Raw genomic sequence first — 16,202 nt, 5'->3', positions numbered from 1 at the left:
CTCCCGCGCGCCCGCTCCTAGCGTGGAGACATGACCACGCCAGTCTGCACCGGCGCCTCCAGGGCGGTCGCTGCTTCCGCCGGACACCGCCGCTATCCGTCGTTCTCGTCGTACGTACGGGCACGGGGGCCCGTGCTGCTGCGCACCGCCCGTTCCCTCACCGCGAACCCGAGCGACGCCGAGGACCTGCTGCAGACCGCGCTCACCAAGACGTACGTCGCCTGGGAGCGGATCGAGGACCACGGGGCGCTCGACGGATACGTCCGCCGCGCCCTGGTGAACACGCGCACCTCGCAGTGGCGCAAGCGCAAGGTCGACGAGTTCGCCTGCGAGGAGCTGCCGGAGAAGGAGGCCGCGCCCGCTCCCGACCCCGCCGAGCAGCAGACGCTCCATGACGCGATGTGGCGGGCCGTGCTCAAGCTCCCGGACCGCCAGCGGGCCATGGTCGTCCTGAGGTACTACGAGGACCTCAGCGAGGCGCAGACGGCCGAGGTGCTGGGAGTCTCCGTCGGTACGGTGAAGAGCGCCGTCTCCCGGGCGCTGGGGAAGCTGCGCGAGGACCCGGAGCTCAGCCCGGTCAGGTGAGAGAGGCCCGGCGGAGCCGCCGCATGTCGCGAGGGGCCCGGCGGGGCCGCCGCAGGTCGTCAGGGGCCCGGTGTCCGGCGGCCGACACCGATTCGTACTCCCGGAAGTAGTGACATACCGCGTGGTATGTGAGCAGAATCAGCGCACCCTTACTGCCGCGTAGCGCCCACCGGGAGGACGCCGTGCTGAGCACCATGCAGGACGTACCGCTGACTGTGACCCGCATCCTGAACCACGGGATGACCATCCACGGGAAGTCGCAGGTGACGACCTGGACCGGCGAGCCGGAGCCGCACCGGCGAACCTTCGCCGACATCGGCAGGCGTGCCTCGCAGCTCGCGCACGCCCTGCGCGACGAGCTGGGAATCGACGGTGACCAGCGGGTCGCGACTCTCATGTGGAACAACTCCGAGCATGTCGAGGCATATCTGGCGATCCCGTCCATGGGTGCCGTACTGCACACGCTCAACCTCCGGCTGCCCGCCGAGCAGCTCGTCTGGATCGTCAACCACGCCGACGACAAGGTCGTCCTCGTCAACGGTTCGCTGCTGCCCCTGCTCGCGCCGCTGCTTCCCCATCTGCCCTCCGTCGAGCACGTGGTCGTCTCCGGCCCCGGCGACCGCTCCGTGCTCGAGGGCATCGCGCCCCGGGTGCACGAGTACGAGGAACTGATCGACGGCCGCTCCACCACCTACGACTGGCCGGAGCTGGACGAACGCCAGGCGGCGGCCATGTGCTACACCTCCGGGACCACCGGGGACCCCAAGGGCATCGTCTACTCCCACCGCTCGATCTATCTGCACTCCATGCAGGTCAACATGGCCGAGTCGATGGGGCTGACCGACAGGGACACGACCCTGGTCGTCGTGCCCCAGTTCCACGTGAACGCCTGGGGTCTGCCGCACGCGACGTTCATGACCGGCGTCAACATGCTCATGCCCGACCGCTTCCTCCAGCCGGCCCCGCTCGCCGACATGATCGAACGGGAACGGCCGTCGCACGCCGCCGCGGTGCCCACCATCTGGCAGGGGCTGCTGGCCGAGGTCACCGCCAAGCCGCGCGACCTCTCGTCCATGGCACGCGTCACGATCGGAGGCGCCGCCTGTCCGCCCTCCCTGATGGAGGCGTACGACAAGCTGGGCGTCCGGCTCTGCCACGCATGGGGCATGACGGAGACCTCGCCGCTCGGGACGATGTCCAACCCGCCCGCCGGACTGACCGCCGAGCAGGAATGGCCGTACCGCATCACCCAGGGCCGCTTCCCGGCCGGTGTGGAGGCGCGGCTGACCGGCCCCGGAGGCGAACACCTGCCGTGGGACGGCGAGTCCGCGGGTGAGCTGGAGGTCCGGGGGCCCTGGATCGCCGCCGCGTACTACGGCGGTGCGGACGGCGGGGAGCTGCGCCCCGAGGACAAGTTCAGCGAGGACGGCTGGCTGAAGACCGGCGACGTCGGCGTGATCAGTGACGAGGGCTTCCTCACGCTGACCGACCGTGCCAAGGATGTCATCAAGTCCGGCGGTGAGTGGATCTCCAGCGTCGACCTGGAGAACGCGATCATGGCCCACCCGGACGTGGCCGAGGCCGCGGTCGTGGCCGTACCCGACGACAAGTGGGGCGAGCGCCCCCTCGCGACCGTCGTCCTCAAGGAGGGCGCCACCGCGGACTACAGGGCGCTGCGGACCTTCCTCGCCCAGTCGGTCGCCAAGTGGCAGCTGCCCGAACGCTGGACGATCGTCCCGGCCGTGCCGAAGACCAGCGTGGGCAAGTTCGACAAGAAGGTGATCCGCAAGCAGTACGCGGACGGGGAGCTGGACGTCACGCAGCTCTGAGCGTGCGCCCCGGGCCGACCGCCGTGCGTGCGTCGGCCGTCCCCCGGGGCCGCTGCGAACGACGAGAGCGGTACGGGGTCTGCGAACGACGAGGGCGGCAGTACGGGGTCTTCGAAGGGACAAGGGCGGTACGGGGTCTTCCCGTACCGCCCTCCTCGTACGCCGCTGCCGCGCGTCACGCTGTGGCCGGGCGGCAGACCGTCAGTTCGTCCCTATCTTCGCGAGGAGGTCCACGATCCTGGACTGCACCTCGTCGCTCGTCGAGCGTTCGGCGAGGAAGAGCACCGTCTCGCCGGAGGCGAGCCGGTGAAGGTCTGCCTCCTCCATACCGGCTGACGTGTAGACGACGAGCGGCGTGTGGTTCAGCGCGCCGTTCGCGCGCAGCCAGTCGATGATCCCGGCCCGCCGGCGGCGTACCTGCATCAGGTCCATCACGACCAGGTTCGGCCGCATCCGGGTCGCGAGATCGACGGCCTCGCTGTCGCCCGAGGCCCGCGCGACCTGCATGCCGCGGCGTTCCAGCGTCTCCGTGAGGGCCAGCGCGATCTCCTCGTGCTCCTCGATCACGAGAACCCGCGGCGGGTGCTGGTCGCTGTCGCGCGGGGCGAGGGCCTTGAGGAGCACGGCCGGGTCGGCGCCGTACGCCGCCTCCCTGGTGGCCTGCCCCAGACCGGCCGTCACGAGCACAGGCACCTCCGCCGCCACGGCCGCCTGACGCAGTGACTGCAGGGCCGTACGGGTGATCGGCCCGGTCAGCGGGTCCACGAACAGCGCGGCGGGGAACGCGGCGATCTGGGCGTCGACCTCCTCGCGGGAGTGGACGATCACCGGACGGTAGCCACGGTCGCTGAGCGCCTGCTGGGTGGAGACGTCCGGCGCGGGCCAGACCAGCAGCCGACGTGGGTTGTCCAGCGGCTCCGGGGGCAGCTCGTCGTCGACGGGCTGCGGCTGGGGCCGGTTGGCGACCTCCACGGCGCCCCCGGGGCCGTCCAGCGGCTCCGGACCCTCCGCGCCCTCGTCGGGCGCTCCTATGGCGTACGCGCGCCCCTCGGACGCGGGCGCGGACAGCAGACTGCCCGACCCCGAGCCCTGCGCGGTGGCTCCCTGCGCGCCGACGGGCTGCGGAGGGACGGGCGCGGGAACCGGCTGCGGGGGCACGGGAGCCGTCGCGGCCGGTGCCTGGCGCTCGGGCTCCGGCGGGGCGGCGAGCTTGCGGCGCCGCCCGGCGCCTCCGAGCGTCTGGTTCTGCTGATGCGCGAGGTGCTGCGCGAAGGGCACGCCCTGCCCCAGCGTCCGGACGCTGAACGCCCGGCCCTGGGTCGAGTCCGAGGACGGCGGCATAGGCGCCTCGGCCGGCAGCGGCTGCCGCCGCGCGTCCGGCGCGGGGGTGCGTGCGCCGGCGTCGGCCGGACTGGGCTCAGGCGTGGCACCCGCGGGGGTGGCGGTACCCATGGTGTGCGTGGTGGTGCCAGGGGTGTGCGTGGTGCTGCCCGTGGTGCTGCCGGGGGTGTGCGTGGTGCTGCCCGTGGTGCTGCCGGGGGTGTGCGTGGTGGTTCCAGGGCTCGCCCACGGGGCGTCACCCGCGGAGGCCACGCCCTCCTCGTGGACCAGCGCGGCCAGCCCTTGGCCCGATGTGCCGCCCTGCGCCCAGTCGGGCTGCGGGGGGACGGCCGGCAGCGGCTGCCCCGGAACGGGGTGCCCGGGGCCGGCCGGCGGCTCGGGCGCCTCGGCGGGCCGCGCCCTCCGGCGGCCGGAGGGCAACGGGTGCGGCTGCGGCGGGGTGTGGTCCGCGTCGGGCGCGGTCCGTACGGCGTCGTGGCGCTCGGCCGGCGGCCCGTCGTCGGTCACGACGGGCTGAAGGCCGCCTGGAGCGGGCACGACGGGCTGCCCCGGCGCCTGCTGAGGGCTCGCCGCCACGGGCAGCGGCTCCGGACCGGCCTGCGGGAGCGGAGGCACGACGGGAGAGGCGGGCGGAGGCACGGCGGCAGCCGGGGCCACGACGGGGGAGCCGGGAGCCGTCGGAGGGATGCGGTCCGCGGTGGCGGGCGGCAGCGCGAAGGCGGTACGGGGCCCCGTGGGCTCGGCCGCGGCGGCCCGTTCCTGAGCCGCCGCGAGGGCCCGGCGGGCGCGCCGCCCACCGGGCTGCTGCTGTGCGGGCCGGTCGTGCCGGGCCTGCTCGCCAGGGGTCTCGGATGAGGCCAGGGCGGGCAGCGCGGGCTGGTTGCCCCCGGCCTGCCGCCCCATCCGCCCGGCGGCGTTCTGCGGCACGCCCTGGGGCGGCACGGTCTGCCCGCGCTGCGGACGTCCGCCGCCGCCCTGCGCGCCTTCGGCCGCGGTCACCACGGCCCCCTCCGAGGGAGCGGGCTCCGCAGCGACGGGGGTCTCCGCGGGAGCGCCTGCCGCGGGGAGCGCCAGTGCCTGGCGGGGCTGGTCCCCGGTCTCGGCGGGACTGGGCCTGCCGCGCCTGCGACCGGAGCCCTCACCGCGCTGAGGCGGGGTCAGCTCCTGTCCCTGAGGCTGTTCCTGCGGGGCCGCGGCCTCGCGGCGCGCCCTGCGCCGCCCGGTCGGCTCCGCCGCCGCGGTGTCACCGCTCGCCGCGGCCGGGTCCACGGCGCTGTCCAGGAACGCGTCCGTCGACGCCCTGCGCGCCCTGCGCCGGCCGCCCTGCGCGGGCTGGGGCACGGCTTCCGGCAGGACGGGTTCCTCGACGGCCGGCACCGGCGGCGGTGCGATCGTCCCGGCGCCCGTACCGATCGGCACCTCGAGGACGTACGCGCTCCCGCTCATGCCCGGCATCTCGTGCGTCTGGAGCACGCCGCCGTGCGCCCGTACGATCCCGCGCACGATCGGCACGTGCACCGGGTCGCCACCGGCGAACGGGCCGCGCACCTCGATCCGTACGACGTCACCGCGCTGGGCCGCCGCCACCACGACCGTCGAGTCGACGTAGCCGCCGCCCGGCACCAGCCGGGCCTTGCCGGTCGAGTCGACACCGGCCACATCGGCGACGAGGTGGGCGAGCGCCGTGATCAGCCGCCCCGCGTCGACCTCGGCCTCGATCGGCGGCGCGTGCACCGCGAACTGCGCCCGGCCGGGCCCGATGAGCTCGACGGCCCCGTCGATACCGGCGGTCACCACGGAGTCGAGCAGGACCGGCTGCTTCACGAGCTCCTCGGTGCCGCTGTCCAGGCGCTGGTAGCTCAGTACGTTGTCGACGAGCGTCGTCATACGCGCGTAGCCCGCGGCGAGGTGGTGCAGGATCTGGTTCGCCTCGGGCCAGAGCTGGCCGGCCGGGTCGGCGGCGAGGGCCGAGAGCTCGCCGCGCAGCTCCTCCAGCGGCCCGCGCAGGGACTCGCCGAGGACGGCGGTCAGCTGGGTGTGCCGCTCGCCGAGGTCGGTGAGGCGCTCGGTCTTCTCCTCCAGCTCGGAGGCGTACCGCTCGGTGCGGTCGGCGATCTCGGTTGCGTGCTTCTCGGCCAGCGCGGTGACTTCGGCGCGGTGGCTCTCGGTGAGTTCGGCGATCTCGGCCGCGTGCCGCTCGGTCAGTCCGGCGACCTCGCCCGTGTGCTGCTGGGTCAGCTCCTCGTAGGGCCTGCGGTCGGTGAACGTCATGACCGCGCCGACGAGCTGGTCCCCGTCGCGCACCGGGGCGGTCGTCAGGTCGACCGGTACCTGGGCGCCGCTCTTGGACCAGAGCACCTGACCCCGCACCCGGTGCTTGCGGCCGGACTTCAGGGTGTCCGCGAGCGGGGACTCCTCGTACGGGAAGGGCTCGCCCTCCGCGCGCGAGTGCAGGATCAGCGGGTGGAGTTCCTTGCCGCCGAGATCGCTGGCCCGGAAGCCGAGGATCTGTGCGGCGGCGGGGTTGACCAGGACGACGCGGCCGTCCATGTCCGTGCCGACGACGCCCTCGGAGGCCGCCCGCAGGATCATCTCGGTCTGCCGCTGCGAACGGGCCAGCTCGGCCTCGGTGTCGACGGTGCCGGAGAGATCCCGTACGACGAGCATGAGCAGCTCGTCGCCGGTGTAGCTGGAGTGGATGTCGTTGTACCCGGCCTGGCCGCTGTCCAGGGCAGCGCTGGTGACCTCGACGGGATACTCGGTCCCGTCGGTGCGGCGCGCGATCATGCGCGTCGGCTTGGTCCTGCCCTGCTCGTCCGCAGCGTCCGGCCTGCGCATCGACCCCGGGATCAGCCTGGAGTCGAACTCCGGAAGCAGATCGAGCAGTCCGCGCCCCACGAGCGCGGTGCCCGGGGTCTCGAACATTTCGAGGGCGATGGTGTTGGCGTTGACGACCGTGCCGTTGCAGTTGACGAGCAGGAGCCCGTCCGGGAGGGCGTCGAGTATGGCTGCGAGGCGAGCAGCGCCTCGGGATGGCCTGCTGCTCACGAGACGCTTCCTCCCTGAATACCGCACCTTGCCGACAGCGGGCCCCATCCTGCCCCTCGGGCCTCAGGCTGTCACTGGAGGAGTCTAAAGGCAGGAGGCGCCTGTCTGGCGGCGGATGAGGGGGAGCTCTCACCAAGGTTCTGTGCACACGGTGTACGCCGGTAGCTCGTCCCGCGACCCCGCGCGCCCCCTGTGACGTGCGGGGATACATGCCGATGTATGCCTGGAATCACCCGAACTGCGCCTGGAACGAGGCCGTCAGGAACGTGTTGCCGCTCCGCGAGCGCCCCCACGCACGCCGTCCGGCCCGGCCCAAGTCCCCGGCGTACGCCCCGCCGAACCGGGTACGTCAGGACCCGGAACCGGATACGTCGGGTGCGTCCAGGACCGGAACCGGCTGCACGGGGTACGTCAGGACCGGAACCGGCTGCACCGGGGGAAGCCACCTTGCGGGGGCCTGGAGGGCTGCCCCGCGGGGTCCGCACCGCTACCTTGCGGAGGGGAGCACCGGCACGAGCTTGTTCCAGCGCGAGATCTCGCAGCCGTTCGCCCGGCTGAACCGCGCGTCGACCTCCTCCCCCTGCCATGTGCCCTGGACCCGGGCGGCGGCGGGTCCGCCGGCCTGCTGGGTGCACATGGCGTTGCGGTCCGTCGCCACGAAGGGGTTGTCGCCCGATTCCGCGGCCGCGTCAAGCAGGTCGCAGGCCCGCTGCGCCTCGGGGTGGTTGCCGGCCGCCGGACCGCACTCCAGCTCGAAGGTCCCATTGGCGGCCGGGTTCCCCGACTCCGACACCGTCACGGTGAGCCGGGTCCGCTCGTCCGACTCCACCGGCCAGTCCCCCTGGAGCAGAGGCAGCGGGGGCAGCGGCACGAGGGGAGCGACGGCCGTGGCGGCGGGGGCTGCCGCGGACAGCGCGGCGAGGGAGGCGACGGCGGTGAGGGCGAGACGGCGAAGCATGCGGGGCTCCTGTTGTTCTGGCGCGCCCTGGGGGCACGCCGGCCTGCTCCGGTGTACGCGCCGGCTCGAAGCACGCGCACCGGACACACGAGATACGGACAGAGGGCGGAGCCCTCGCCTTCTCTAACGCTCCTCACGCCCACACGTTGCGCAACTCATGGGGGGCCGACCGGAACGCCGGGCCGTTCGTGGCCACCTTTGCCGTCCGCGTGGGCTTCCGCCGGTTCGCTCGCCCCTCGGCCGTTCGCGCGGCCCACCGCAGGGCCACGCTGCCACCCCGGCCGTTCGTGTGGCCTCTGCCGGGCCACGCGGCGCTCCCGCCGGCTGTTCGCGCGGCTCACTGCCGCAGGGCGCTTTGCCTCGCTGCCCACCTGCCTAGTACCGTGGGCGGCGATTGGTGACAGCGCGCTCGACTGTGTCATCATCTGCACGCACCACTCGCGCTCGCGCGGGGTGTGCTGGAGGCGTCGCCTAGTCCGGTCTATGGCGCCGCACTGCTAATGCGGTTTGGGTCTTAAAGCCCATCGAGGGTTCAAATCCCTCCGCCTCCGCAAGATCCCGAAGCCCCGTGCCCCTGGCACGGGGCTTCGGTCGTCCCTGGGCAGCTGAACCACGCTTCTGAAGGGCGTTTTCGCAGGTCAGAGGCCCTATGGGTAATGGATTTCGCGTCACGGCGCAGGTCATGTAATGTTGTTCTCGCAACGCCGACCGGGGAGAAAAACCCGGGGGGCGGGACCGAGGCTCAGGCCGAGGAACAAGCACTCGTAGCTTAACGGATAGAGCATCTGACTACGGATCAGAAGGTTGCAGGTTCGAATCCTGCCGAGTGCACAGCAGGCCAGAGGCCCTCAGGAGAGATCCTGAGGGCCTCTCGCGTTGCCCGGACGGCAGCGGGCGTGAGGCGGTGAGCCGGAGCCGTCGGTGGCCAGGCTTCGTCCATGACGTCACATCAGACGGATGCCGCGTAGATCCCCACGAGCACTGAGGGCCACCGCCGCCACCGGCCGGAGCGACGGTGGGATGAGCACGCTGTTCGTCAGCGCGTGTCCTGGACCACCCGGGTGCACCGCCGTGCACGCATACGTCTTCGTCGACGGCCTCGACGTGGTGGCCCGCAGTGACAGCAGGATGGCCGGCCTCGGCCCGGAGCGGCTGCTCCGCCCAGGAGGGCCCGCTCCGTCCGGCCGATACGCGGTGCACCTCGGACGTGGCGACCCAGGAGTGGCCCGAGCCGGGACCGGACAGGCTGACCGTCCGGGTCCGGCTCCGGGGCGCGACGGTCATCTGGTCCGGGCTGATGTATCCGGGTCCCGGCGGCGGGGTCGTCGAGGAGGTGCGCTTCCAGGTGGAGCAGTATCTGGGGGAGGTCGAGCGAGCGTACGAGGCGCTGAAGGGCACCCCGATCGCTGAAGGGGTGCCGTCGGCGGGGGCCTGGGGCCGGGTGGCCGCGGGCCCCCACCGGCTGAAGCTCGCCGCGTCAGGCAGACTCCTGGACGGCCTTGCCCGTCCGCGCCGGTTCCCGCAGGAGGCGGCGGCTGGTGGTCGGCATTCCGAGCAGGGGGTTGGCGACGCCCCAGGCCGCGCCCTTGCAGACCAGTTCCTTGTAGACGGCGGCGACTCGGCCGGTCAGGGCCGCCCGGACGGCACGGTCGTCGGCGGTGACGTACTGGATCAGGCCTTCCCTGCGGCCCAGCGAGATGCACTGGTTGAAGTAGCGCGGCTTCGTGGTCGGGAGCTTTCCGCCGGTCAGGCGTGCCGCGAGGGCGTCGGCGGCCTGCCACGCGGCGGGGGTGCCCGAGGCGCAGGACATCCGCAGGGGCTTGTCGCCGGGGCCCATGGCCATGGCCGCGTCGCCGACGGCGTACACGTCCGGGTGCGAGACCGAGCGCATGGTCGTGTCGACCACGATCTGGCCCGTGCCGGAGACCTCCAGGGTGGTGGCCTGGGCGATCGGGTGGACCGCGAAGCCGGTCGTCCAGACGGTGACCGCGGCCGGGACGGTCGTGCCGTCGGCGGTGGTGACGTGGTCGGCCTCCACTCCGGTGACGGAGGTGTGTTCGTGCACCGTGATGCCGAGCTTGCCGAAGACCTTGCGCAGGTGCCTGCGGCCCTTGGACGAGAGCCAGTCGCCGAGCTCGCCACGCGCGGCGAGGGCGATGTCGAGGTCGGGGCGGGCCTCGGCGATCTCGGTCGCTGCCTCCACGCCGGTGAGGCCGCCGCCCACCACGAGTACGGGCTGCCCGGCGTCCAGCCCGGCCAGGCGTTCGCGCAGGCGGAGCGCCCCGGGGCGGCCGGCGATCTGGTGGGCGTGCTCTGCGACCCCGGGAACGCCGTGGGTGTTCCAGTCGCTGCCGAGGGCGTACACGAGGCTGTCGTAGGCCAGTTCCTCGGCCCCGTTCGCGCCGGCGACGGCGACGGTCCGGCGGTCGACGTCGACAGCGGTGACCTTCGCGAGCTTCAGTTCGACGCCGGTGCCCGCGAACATCTCGCTCAAGGGCCGGGGGCGGAGGTCCTGGCCGACCGCCAGCTGGTGCATCCGGACCCGCTCGACGAAGTCGGGCTCGGCGTTGACGAGGGTGATGGCGACGTCGTCGCGGTGGAGCCGCTTGGCGAGGCGCCCGGCGGCGATGGCTCCGGTGTATCCGGCTCCGATGACGATGATGCGGTGCTGCATGTCCTGGCTCCTGTCTCGCGCGGGTTCGTCCCTTGAACCGGACAGCCCGCCGTTTCCTGACAGAACCATGATGTGAAGCAGCTCACAGTGCGGTCAGAAGGCGTGGAGCAGGGGTTCCCCGTGGTCGGTGGCCGCCCACTGCCGGGTCGCCCGTTCGAGCTTGTCGGGGTTGACCTGGTTGCGGAGCGCGGCGATGCCGTCGGCGGTGATCTCCAGGCACATGACGCCGATGACCCTGCCGTCGACGACCACCACGAGGGCGGGGGTGTTGTTGGCGGTCGACGCGTAGACCTCGGGAGAGCCGCCCGCGAGGGCGCGCTTTGCCGCGCTCGGCTTGAACAGGCCCCGGATGAACTTCGCGACCGCGAGAGCGCCCTCGAACGCCTTCGCGCGGGCCGGCACCTTTCCGCCGCCGTCGCCGATCGAGACGGCGTCCTCGGTGAGCAGCCGTACGAGGGGCTCGGTCCGGCCGCTGGTGGCGGCCGAGAGGAACTCCTCGACGATCCGGCGGGTCGCGGCTTCGTCGATCTCCGCGCGGGCCCTGCCCTCGGCGATGTGCTTCTTGGCGCGGTGGAAGATCTGCTGAGCGGACGCCTCGGTGATGTCGAGGATCTCCGCGATCTTCCGGTGCGGGTAGTCGAAGGCCTCCCGCAGCACGTACACCACCCGCTCGTTGGGGGAGAGGCGCTCCATGAGGGCGAGGACCGCGTACGAGACCGACTCGCGCTGTTCGGCGGTGTCGGCAGGGCCTAGCATCGGGTCCCCGGCGAGCAGTGGTTCGGGCAGCCACTGGCCCACGTAGGTCTCGCGCCGGGCGCGGGCCGAGGTGAGCTGGTTGAGACACAGGTTGGTGAGGACCTTCGTCAGCCAGGCCTCGGGAACCTCGATGCGCTCGACGTCGGCGGCCTGCCAGCGCAGGAAGGTGTCCTGCACGGCGTCCTCCGCATCGCTCGCGGAGCCGAGAAGGCGGTAGGCGATGGCCTCCAGGCGGGGCATGAAGGCCTCGAACCGGTCCACGTGGTTCACGGTCAGAGCCATGCCCGGATCCTAGCCTCCGTGGTGCGCGCCCGCCCCTGTGCCATGGCCACACCTCCCGACCCGGGCCTCGCCCGCTACCGTGGTCGCGCTGGGTGTCGTGGTGCTCGGAGCCGACGCCTTCCTCGGCCTGAACTTCTTCGTGTGCCTCGTCGAACTGCGGGCCGGGTGAGCGACGTTGATCCCAGCGAGCGTACGAGCCCAGGCCGACCAGGCAGTAGGCGTACTCGTCCAGGGTGGCCCCGTTGAGGGTCCGAGGGGCCGGAAATTCACTTCAGAAATGCCGCGGTCCTACGCTGGCCGAGTCACAGCGGCATCGTCCGCACGCCGGGCTGAGCGGGGAGCGGGGAGCGGACATGGGTGGCTGGCGGTGCACAGGGCTGAGCTGGCCGCACGACGGGCCCGTGCTCAGGTGGGCGCGGGACGAGGGGACCGGACGGGGGCGGTCGAGCGTACTGGCGTACGGGAAGGAGCTCGGGTTCCGCGCCGAGGGGGAGCGGCACTGTGTGGGGGCGCGCGGCAACGTGTGCCCGCTGGGGGCCGGGGTGCCGGTGCGGAGTACGGGAGCGCGCTGCGCGGAGTGCGCGCGTCTGGACCGGGCGCACTCGGTGGCCGCCGACACGATCGCCGACGACCCGCGCACCTACCGCGTCTATCTGGCCTGGTTCGGGCCGGGCATGGTCAAGGTCGGGATCACCGGGGAGGCGCGGGACGCGGCGCGCCTGCGGGAGCAGGGCGCCGTGGTGTTCAGCTGGCTGGGGCGCGGGCCGCTGATGGCCGCGCGGCGTACGGAGGAGGTGCTGCGCGCGGCGCTCGGGGTGCCCGACCGCATCCCGTACGCGCGTAAACGGGCGGTACGGGGTGAGCTGCCGGAGGCGGCGGAGAGGGCTGCCGAGATCGAGGAGCTGTACCGGCGGGCCGCCGCTCTGGAGGGTGCCGGCTGGCCGGAGGCTCTGGAGCGGCTGCCGTTCGAGGCGGTCGACCACGCCGGGGTGTTCGGGCTCGACGGCGCGCGTCCGGCGGCGCGGGTGGTGACCGGACTGGTGGACGGAGGCGTGGTGTCCGGGCGGCTGGTGGCGGCGGCCGGGCCCGATCTCCATCTGAAGACCGTGGACGGCGAGATCGTCGTCCTCGACACGCGGCTCATCACCGGCTGGGACCTCGTGGCAGCCGGGGCGCGGGAGGGGATGAGCGTGCCGCTCGTCGCCGTGGGGGGCGGTGGCGTGCAGGACGGGCTGTTCTGAGATCGTCGCCGGGAAGCTCTTCCGAGCTGTACGAGGCGCACGAGGCAGGTGGGGCGGATGAGCAGCAGCGACGACCGTGACCGTGATGACGTCGTGCGGTTCTGGCAGCGGCTCGGGCTGCCCGGGATCATCGACGTACACACGCACTTCATGCCGGAGCGGGTGCTCCGCAAGGTGTGGGCGTACTTCGACTCGGCGGGCCCGCTGACCGGTCTGGAGTGGCCCATCACCTACCGGCAGGACGAGGACGAACGCCTCGCGCTGCTGCGCTCGTTCGGCGTCCTCCGCTTCACCTCGATGCTCTACCCGCACAAGCCCGGCATGGCGGCGTGGCTGAACGGCTGGGCCGCCGGCTTCGCGGCCAGGGTGCCCGACTGCCTGCACACCGCGACCTTCTTCCCGGAGGAGGAGGCGCGGGTGTACGTGCGCGAGGCGGTCGAGGCGGGGGCGCGCGTCTTCAAGGCCCACCTGCAGGTGGGGGCGTACGACCCGAACGATCCGCTGCTGGATCCGGTGTGGGGGCTGCTCGCGGAGGCCGGGGTCCCGGTGGTCACGCACTGCGGTTCCGGTCCTGCGCCCGGCGCGTACACGGGGCCTGAGCCGATCGCCCGGCTGCTGGCCCGGCATCCGCGGCTGCGCCTGGTGGTCGCGCACATGGGGATGCCGGAGTACGCGGAGTTCCTGACGCTCGCGGCCGAGTATCCCGAGGTGCGGCTCGACACGACGATGGCGTTCACCGACTTCACCGAGGGCCTCACGCCCTTCCCCGCCGGGCAACGTGGGCGGCTCGCGGATCTGGGGGACCGTATCCTGCTGGGCACGGACTTTCCGAACATCCCGTACGCGTACGCCCACCAGCTGCGTTCCCTGGAGCGGCTGGGGATGGGCGACGCGTGGCTGCGGGCGGTCTGTCACGGGAACGCGAGCGAGCTGTTCCGGCTGGGGTGAAGCGCTGTACAAGTGGCTGTTCATGCTTGAGCTGAAGTGGGTGTTCCTGCTGGGCGGGACGCCGGAGACGGCCCTTTCTCAGGAAATTCACAGGTAGGCGAAAGGCCTCTCTCACGGCCGTCTCACAGGCTTGGGCCATGACGACGACCTCGCCCCAGGGGCGCACCGAACTCCTCAGGCCGGACCGCAACCCCGTACGCGTACTGGTGGTGGACGACGAGGCTCCGCTCGCCGAGCTCTTGTCCATGGCCCTGCGTTACGAGGGCTGGGACGTGCGCAGCGCGGGGGACGGTGCCGGCGCGCTCCGTACGGCACGCGACTTCCGCCCTGACGCGGTGGTGCTCGACGTGATGCTTCCCGACATGGACGGGCTCGCCGTGCTGGGCAGGCTCCGGCGCGAGCTGTCCGACGTGCCCGTGCTGTTCCTGACCGCGCGGGACTCCGTCGAGGACCGGATCGCCGGGCTCACGGCGGGGGGCGACGACTACGTCACCAAGCCGTTCAGCCTGGAGGAGGTCGTGGCACGGCTGCGCGGGCTGATCCGCCGCTCCGGAACGGCCGCGGTGCGCAGCGAGTCGACACTCGCCGTCGGTGACCTGGTGCTGGACGAGGACAGCCACGAGGTGAGCCGGGGGGACGACTCGATCCACCTCACGGCGACCGAGTTCGAGCTGCTGCGCTTCCTGATGCGCAATCCGCGCCGGGTGCTGAGCAAGGCACAGATTCTGGACCGGGTCTGGAACTACGACTTCGGGGGCCAGGCCAACGTCGTCGAGCTGTACATCTCGTATCTGCGCAAGAAGATCGACGCGGGGCGCTCCCCGATGATCCACACCCGGCGCGGGGCGGGGTATCTCATCAAGCCGGGTGAGTGACTCCGTGAGCGGGAAGAGCACGCGCCGCCCCTGGACGCTCCGCACCCGCCTCGTCGTGTACGCGGTGACGCTCATCGCGGTGGTCGCCGCCGTGATCGGTTCGGTCACCGCCATCGCCTTCCAGAGCTACATGGCCGGGAAGCTGGACGGCCAGTTGCGCGACATCGCGAGGGTGGCCCAGCAGCCCCCGCCGGGCAGCGGCAAGATCGCCCCGGGCGGTCCTGCGAGCGACGAGGAGCCGCTGGCCTTCATCGGCAGGGGCACGCCCGACACGTTCGGGGCCGTGGTCTCCGGCGGTTCCGTCACCGCCTCGAAGGTGATCAAGGGGCCGGACGCCCGGGAGAGCGCCGAGGAGCTGACCGGCGCACAACAGGACGCCCTCGAAGCCGCCGACGTGCCTCCGGACGGCGAAGCCCATGACGTCGAGCTTCCCGGCCTGGGCGGCTACCGCGTGCAGGTCGTCCCGAAGGACGCGGACACGTTCGTCCTTGTCGGCATCCCCACGGCCGAGGTGGACAAGGCCGTCAACACCCTGATCGTCGTCGAGGTCTGTGTGACGGCTGCCGGGCTCATCGCCGCCGGGATCGCCGGTGCCGCGATGGTCGGTGTGGCTCTGCGCCCGCTGCGCAGGGTGGCGGCCACCGCGACCCGGGTCTCCGAACTTCCGCTGCACAGCGGTGAGGTGGCCCTGCTGGTACGGGTTCCCGACACCGAGGCCGATCCGCGTACCGAGGTCGGTCAGGTCGGGGCGGCGCTCAACCGGATGCTGGGACACGTCGGTTCGGCGCTGGACGCGCGGCAGAAGAGCGAGATGCGGGTGCGGCAGTTCGTCGCGGACGCCAGCCATGAGCTGCGTACACCGCTCGCCTCGATCCGCGGATACGCCGAACTGACCCGGCGCGGACGGGAGAACGCCGGACCTGACACGCGGCACGCTCTGGGGCGGATCGAGTCCGAGGCGGAACGGATGACGGGCATGGTCGAGGACCTGCTCCTCCTCGCCCGGCTCGATGCCGGACGGCCGCTCTCGTACGAGAGCACCGATCTCTCACCGCTGGTCATCGACGCCGTGAGCGACGCGCGCGCCGCGGACCGGGCGGCCGACGGCGCCTCCGGTGCGACCCATCACTGGCGGCTTGAGCTGCCCGACGTGCCCACGACGGTACGGGCCGACGCGACCAGGATTCAGCAGGTGCTGGTGAATCTCCTGGCCAACGCCCGTACGCACACCCCGCCCGGGACGACCGTCACGGTCCGCGTGCGTCAGGCGGGCGGGGAGGTGCCCTGGGTGACCCTGGAGGTCCAGGACGACGGACCGGGAATCCCGTCCGAGCTCCAGCCCCGTGTCTTCGAGCGGTTCGCGCGCGGCGACGCCTCGCGCTCCCGTCACGCCGGGTCGACCGGGCTCGGCCTGGCCATCGTGCAGGCCGTGGTGGCCGCCCACGGCGGCCTGGTCGAGGTGCGGTCGGTGCCGGGGAACACGGTGTTCGCCGTCCACCTGCCCTGCCCAGCGGTACCGGCCAGGGCGGGGCAAGCTGGCGGAGCGTTGCCGATGTCACCGCTCTGACCTGGGAAAACAGTCTTGCCGCCAGATCTTCCGCGCACTCACAGGCGGACCACAGGCGCAGCACACGGATGTGACAGCGCGGTTGGCGAGTGTCTGTG

At 72.4% G+C, this 16,202-nt stretch carries 11 protein-coding genes and 2 tRNA genes; 9 read left to right on the top strand and 4 right to left on the bottom strand.

The annotated features are described in order from the left end of the window. The first annotated feature begins 30 nt into the window (after positions 1 to 30). Both ABZY45_RS20645 and ABZY45_RS20640 read left to right on the top strand, forming a co-directional pair. Positions 31 to 585, top strand: coding sequence for a SigE family RNA polymerase sigma factor (locus ABZY45_RS20645; RefSeq protein ID WP_356741814.1), 555 nt, complete (start codon positions 31 to 33; stop codon positions 583 to 585). 182 nt (positions 586 to 767) lie between these two features. Next, positions 768 to 2,414, top strand: a complete 1,647-nt coding sequence (locus ABZY45_RS20640; protein ID WP_356742076.1) for a long-chain fatty acid--CoA ligase — start codon at positions 768 to 770, stop codon at positions 2,412 to 2,414. A gap of 201 nt (positions 2,415 to 2,615) precedes the next feature. Here the strand turns inward: ABZY45_RS20640 and ABZY45_RS20635 are convergent, their stop codons facing one another. Together ABZY45_RS20635 and ABZY45_RS20630 are read right to left on the bottom strand one after the other, a co-directional pair. Then, the gene (locus tag ABZY45_RS20635) at positions 2,616 to 6,803 is read right to left on the bottom strand and encodes a PAS domain-containing protein (RefSeq protein WP_356741812.1); all 4,188 of its coding nucleotides are present in this window, start codon (positions 6,801 to 6,803) and stop codon (positions 2,616 to 2,618) included. Between the two features lie 487 nt (positions 6,804 to 7,290). Next, positions 7,291 to 7,761, bottom strand: coding sequence for an SSI family serine proteinase inhibitor (locus ABZY45_RS20630; protein WP_356741810.1), 471 nt, complete (start codon positions 7,759 to 7,761; stop codon positions 7,291 to 7,293). A gap of 460 nt (positions 7,762 to 8,221) precedes the next feature. Here ABZY45_RS20630 and ABZY45_RS20625 point away from each other — a divergent pair. Continuing rightward, positions 8,222 to 8,312, top strand: a tRNA-Ser gene (locus ABZY45_RS20625). A 207-nt stretch (positions 8,313 to 8,519) separates the two neighbouring features. After that, a tRNA-Arg gene (locus ABZY45_RS20620) sits at positions 8,520 to 8,592 on the top strand. 646 nt (positions 8,593 to 9,238) lie between these two features. On the opposite strand, the gene ABZY45_RS20615 is transcribed toward ABZY45_RS20620, so the two are convergent. Both ABZY45_RS20615 and sigJ read right to left on the bottom strand, forming a co-directional pair. Next, positions 9,239 to 10,435: an FAD-dependent oxidoreductase gene (locus tag ABZY45_RS20615; protein WP_356741808.1), complete on the bottom strand. Its 1,197-nt coding sequence runs from the start codon at positions 10,433 to 10,435 to the stop codon at positions 9,239 to 9,241. A gap of 93 nt (positions 10,436 to 10,528) precedes the next feature. Then, positions 10,529 to 11,473, bottom strand: coding sequence for an RNA polymerase sigma factor SigJ (gene sigJ, locus ABZY45_RS20610; RefSeq protein WP_356741806.1), 945 nt, complete (start codon positions 11,471 to 11,473; stop codon positions 10,529 to 10,531). 37 nt (positions 11,474 to 11,510) lie between these two features. On the opposite strand from sigJ, the gene ABZY45_RS20605 reads away from it, so the two are divergent. The 5 genes from ABZY45_RS20605 (at position 11,511) to ABZY45_RS20585 (ending at position 16,104) form a co-directional block, all read left to right on the top strand. Further along, a complete protein-coding gene (locus tag ABZY45_RS20605; protein ID WP_356741804.1) occupies positions 11,511 to 11,642 on the top strand; it encodes a hypothetical protein in 132 nt (43 codons plus the stop codon). Between the two features lie 184 nt (positions 11,643 to 11,826). Further along, positions 11,827 to 12,714, top strand: a complete 888-nt coding sequence (locus ABZY45_RS20600) for a DUF2797 domain-containing protein (RefSeq protein WP_356741802.1) — start codon at positions 11,827 to 11,829, stop codon at positions 12,712 to 12,714. Positions 12,715 to 12,771: 57 nt separating this feature from the next. Further along, a complete protein-coding gene (locus tag ABZY45_RS20595; protein ID WP_356741801.1) occupies positions 12,772 to 13,662 on the top strand; it encodes an amidohydrolase family protein in 891 nt (296 codons plus the stop codon). 137 nt (positions 13,663 to 13,799) lie between these two features. Next, positions 13,800 to 14,537, top strand: coding sequence for a response regulator transcription factor (locus ABZY45_RS20590; RefSeq protein WP_356741800.1), 738 nt, complete (start codon positions 13,800 to 13,802; stop codon positions 14,535 to 14,537). Between the two features lie 4 nt (positions 14,538 to 14,541). Then, positions 14,542 to 16,104 carry a HAMP domain-containing sensor histidine kinase gene (locus ABZY45_RS20585; protein WP_356741798.1) on the top strand — a complete coding sequence of 521 codons (1,563 nt, stop codon included), beginning with the start codon at positions 14,542 to 14,544 and terminating at the stop codon, positions 16,102 to 16,104. Positions 16,105 to 16,202: the final 98 nt, after the last annotated feature.

Source organism: Streptomyces sp. NPDC006516 (genome assembly GCF_040611875.1).
In the GTDB taxonomy this organism is placed as follows: domain Bacteria; phylum Actinomycetota; class Actinomycetes; order Streptomycetales; family Streptomycetaceae; genus Streptomyces.
This window is presented reverse-complemented; position numbering and strand designations above follow the sequence as displayed.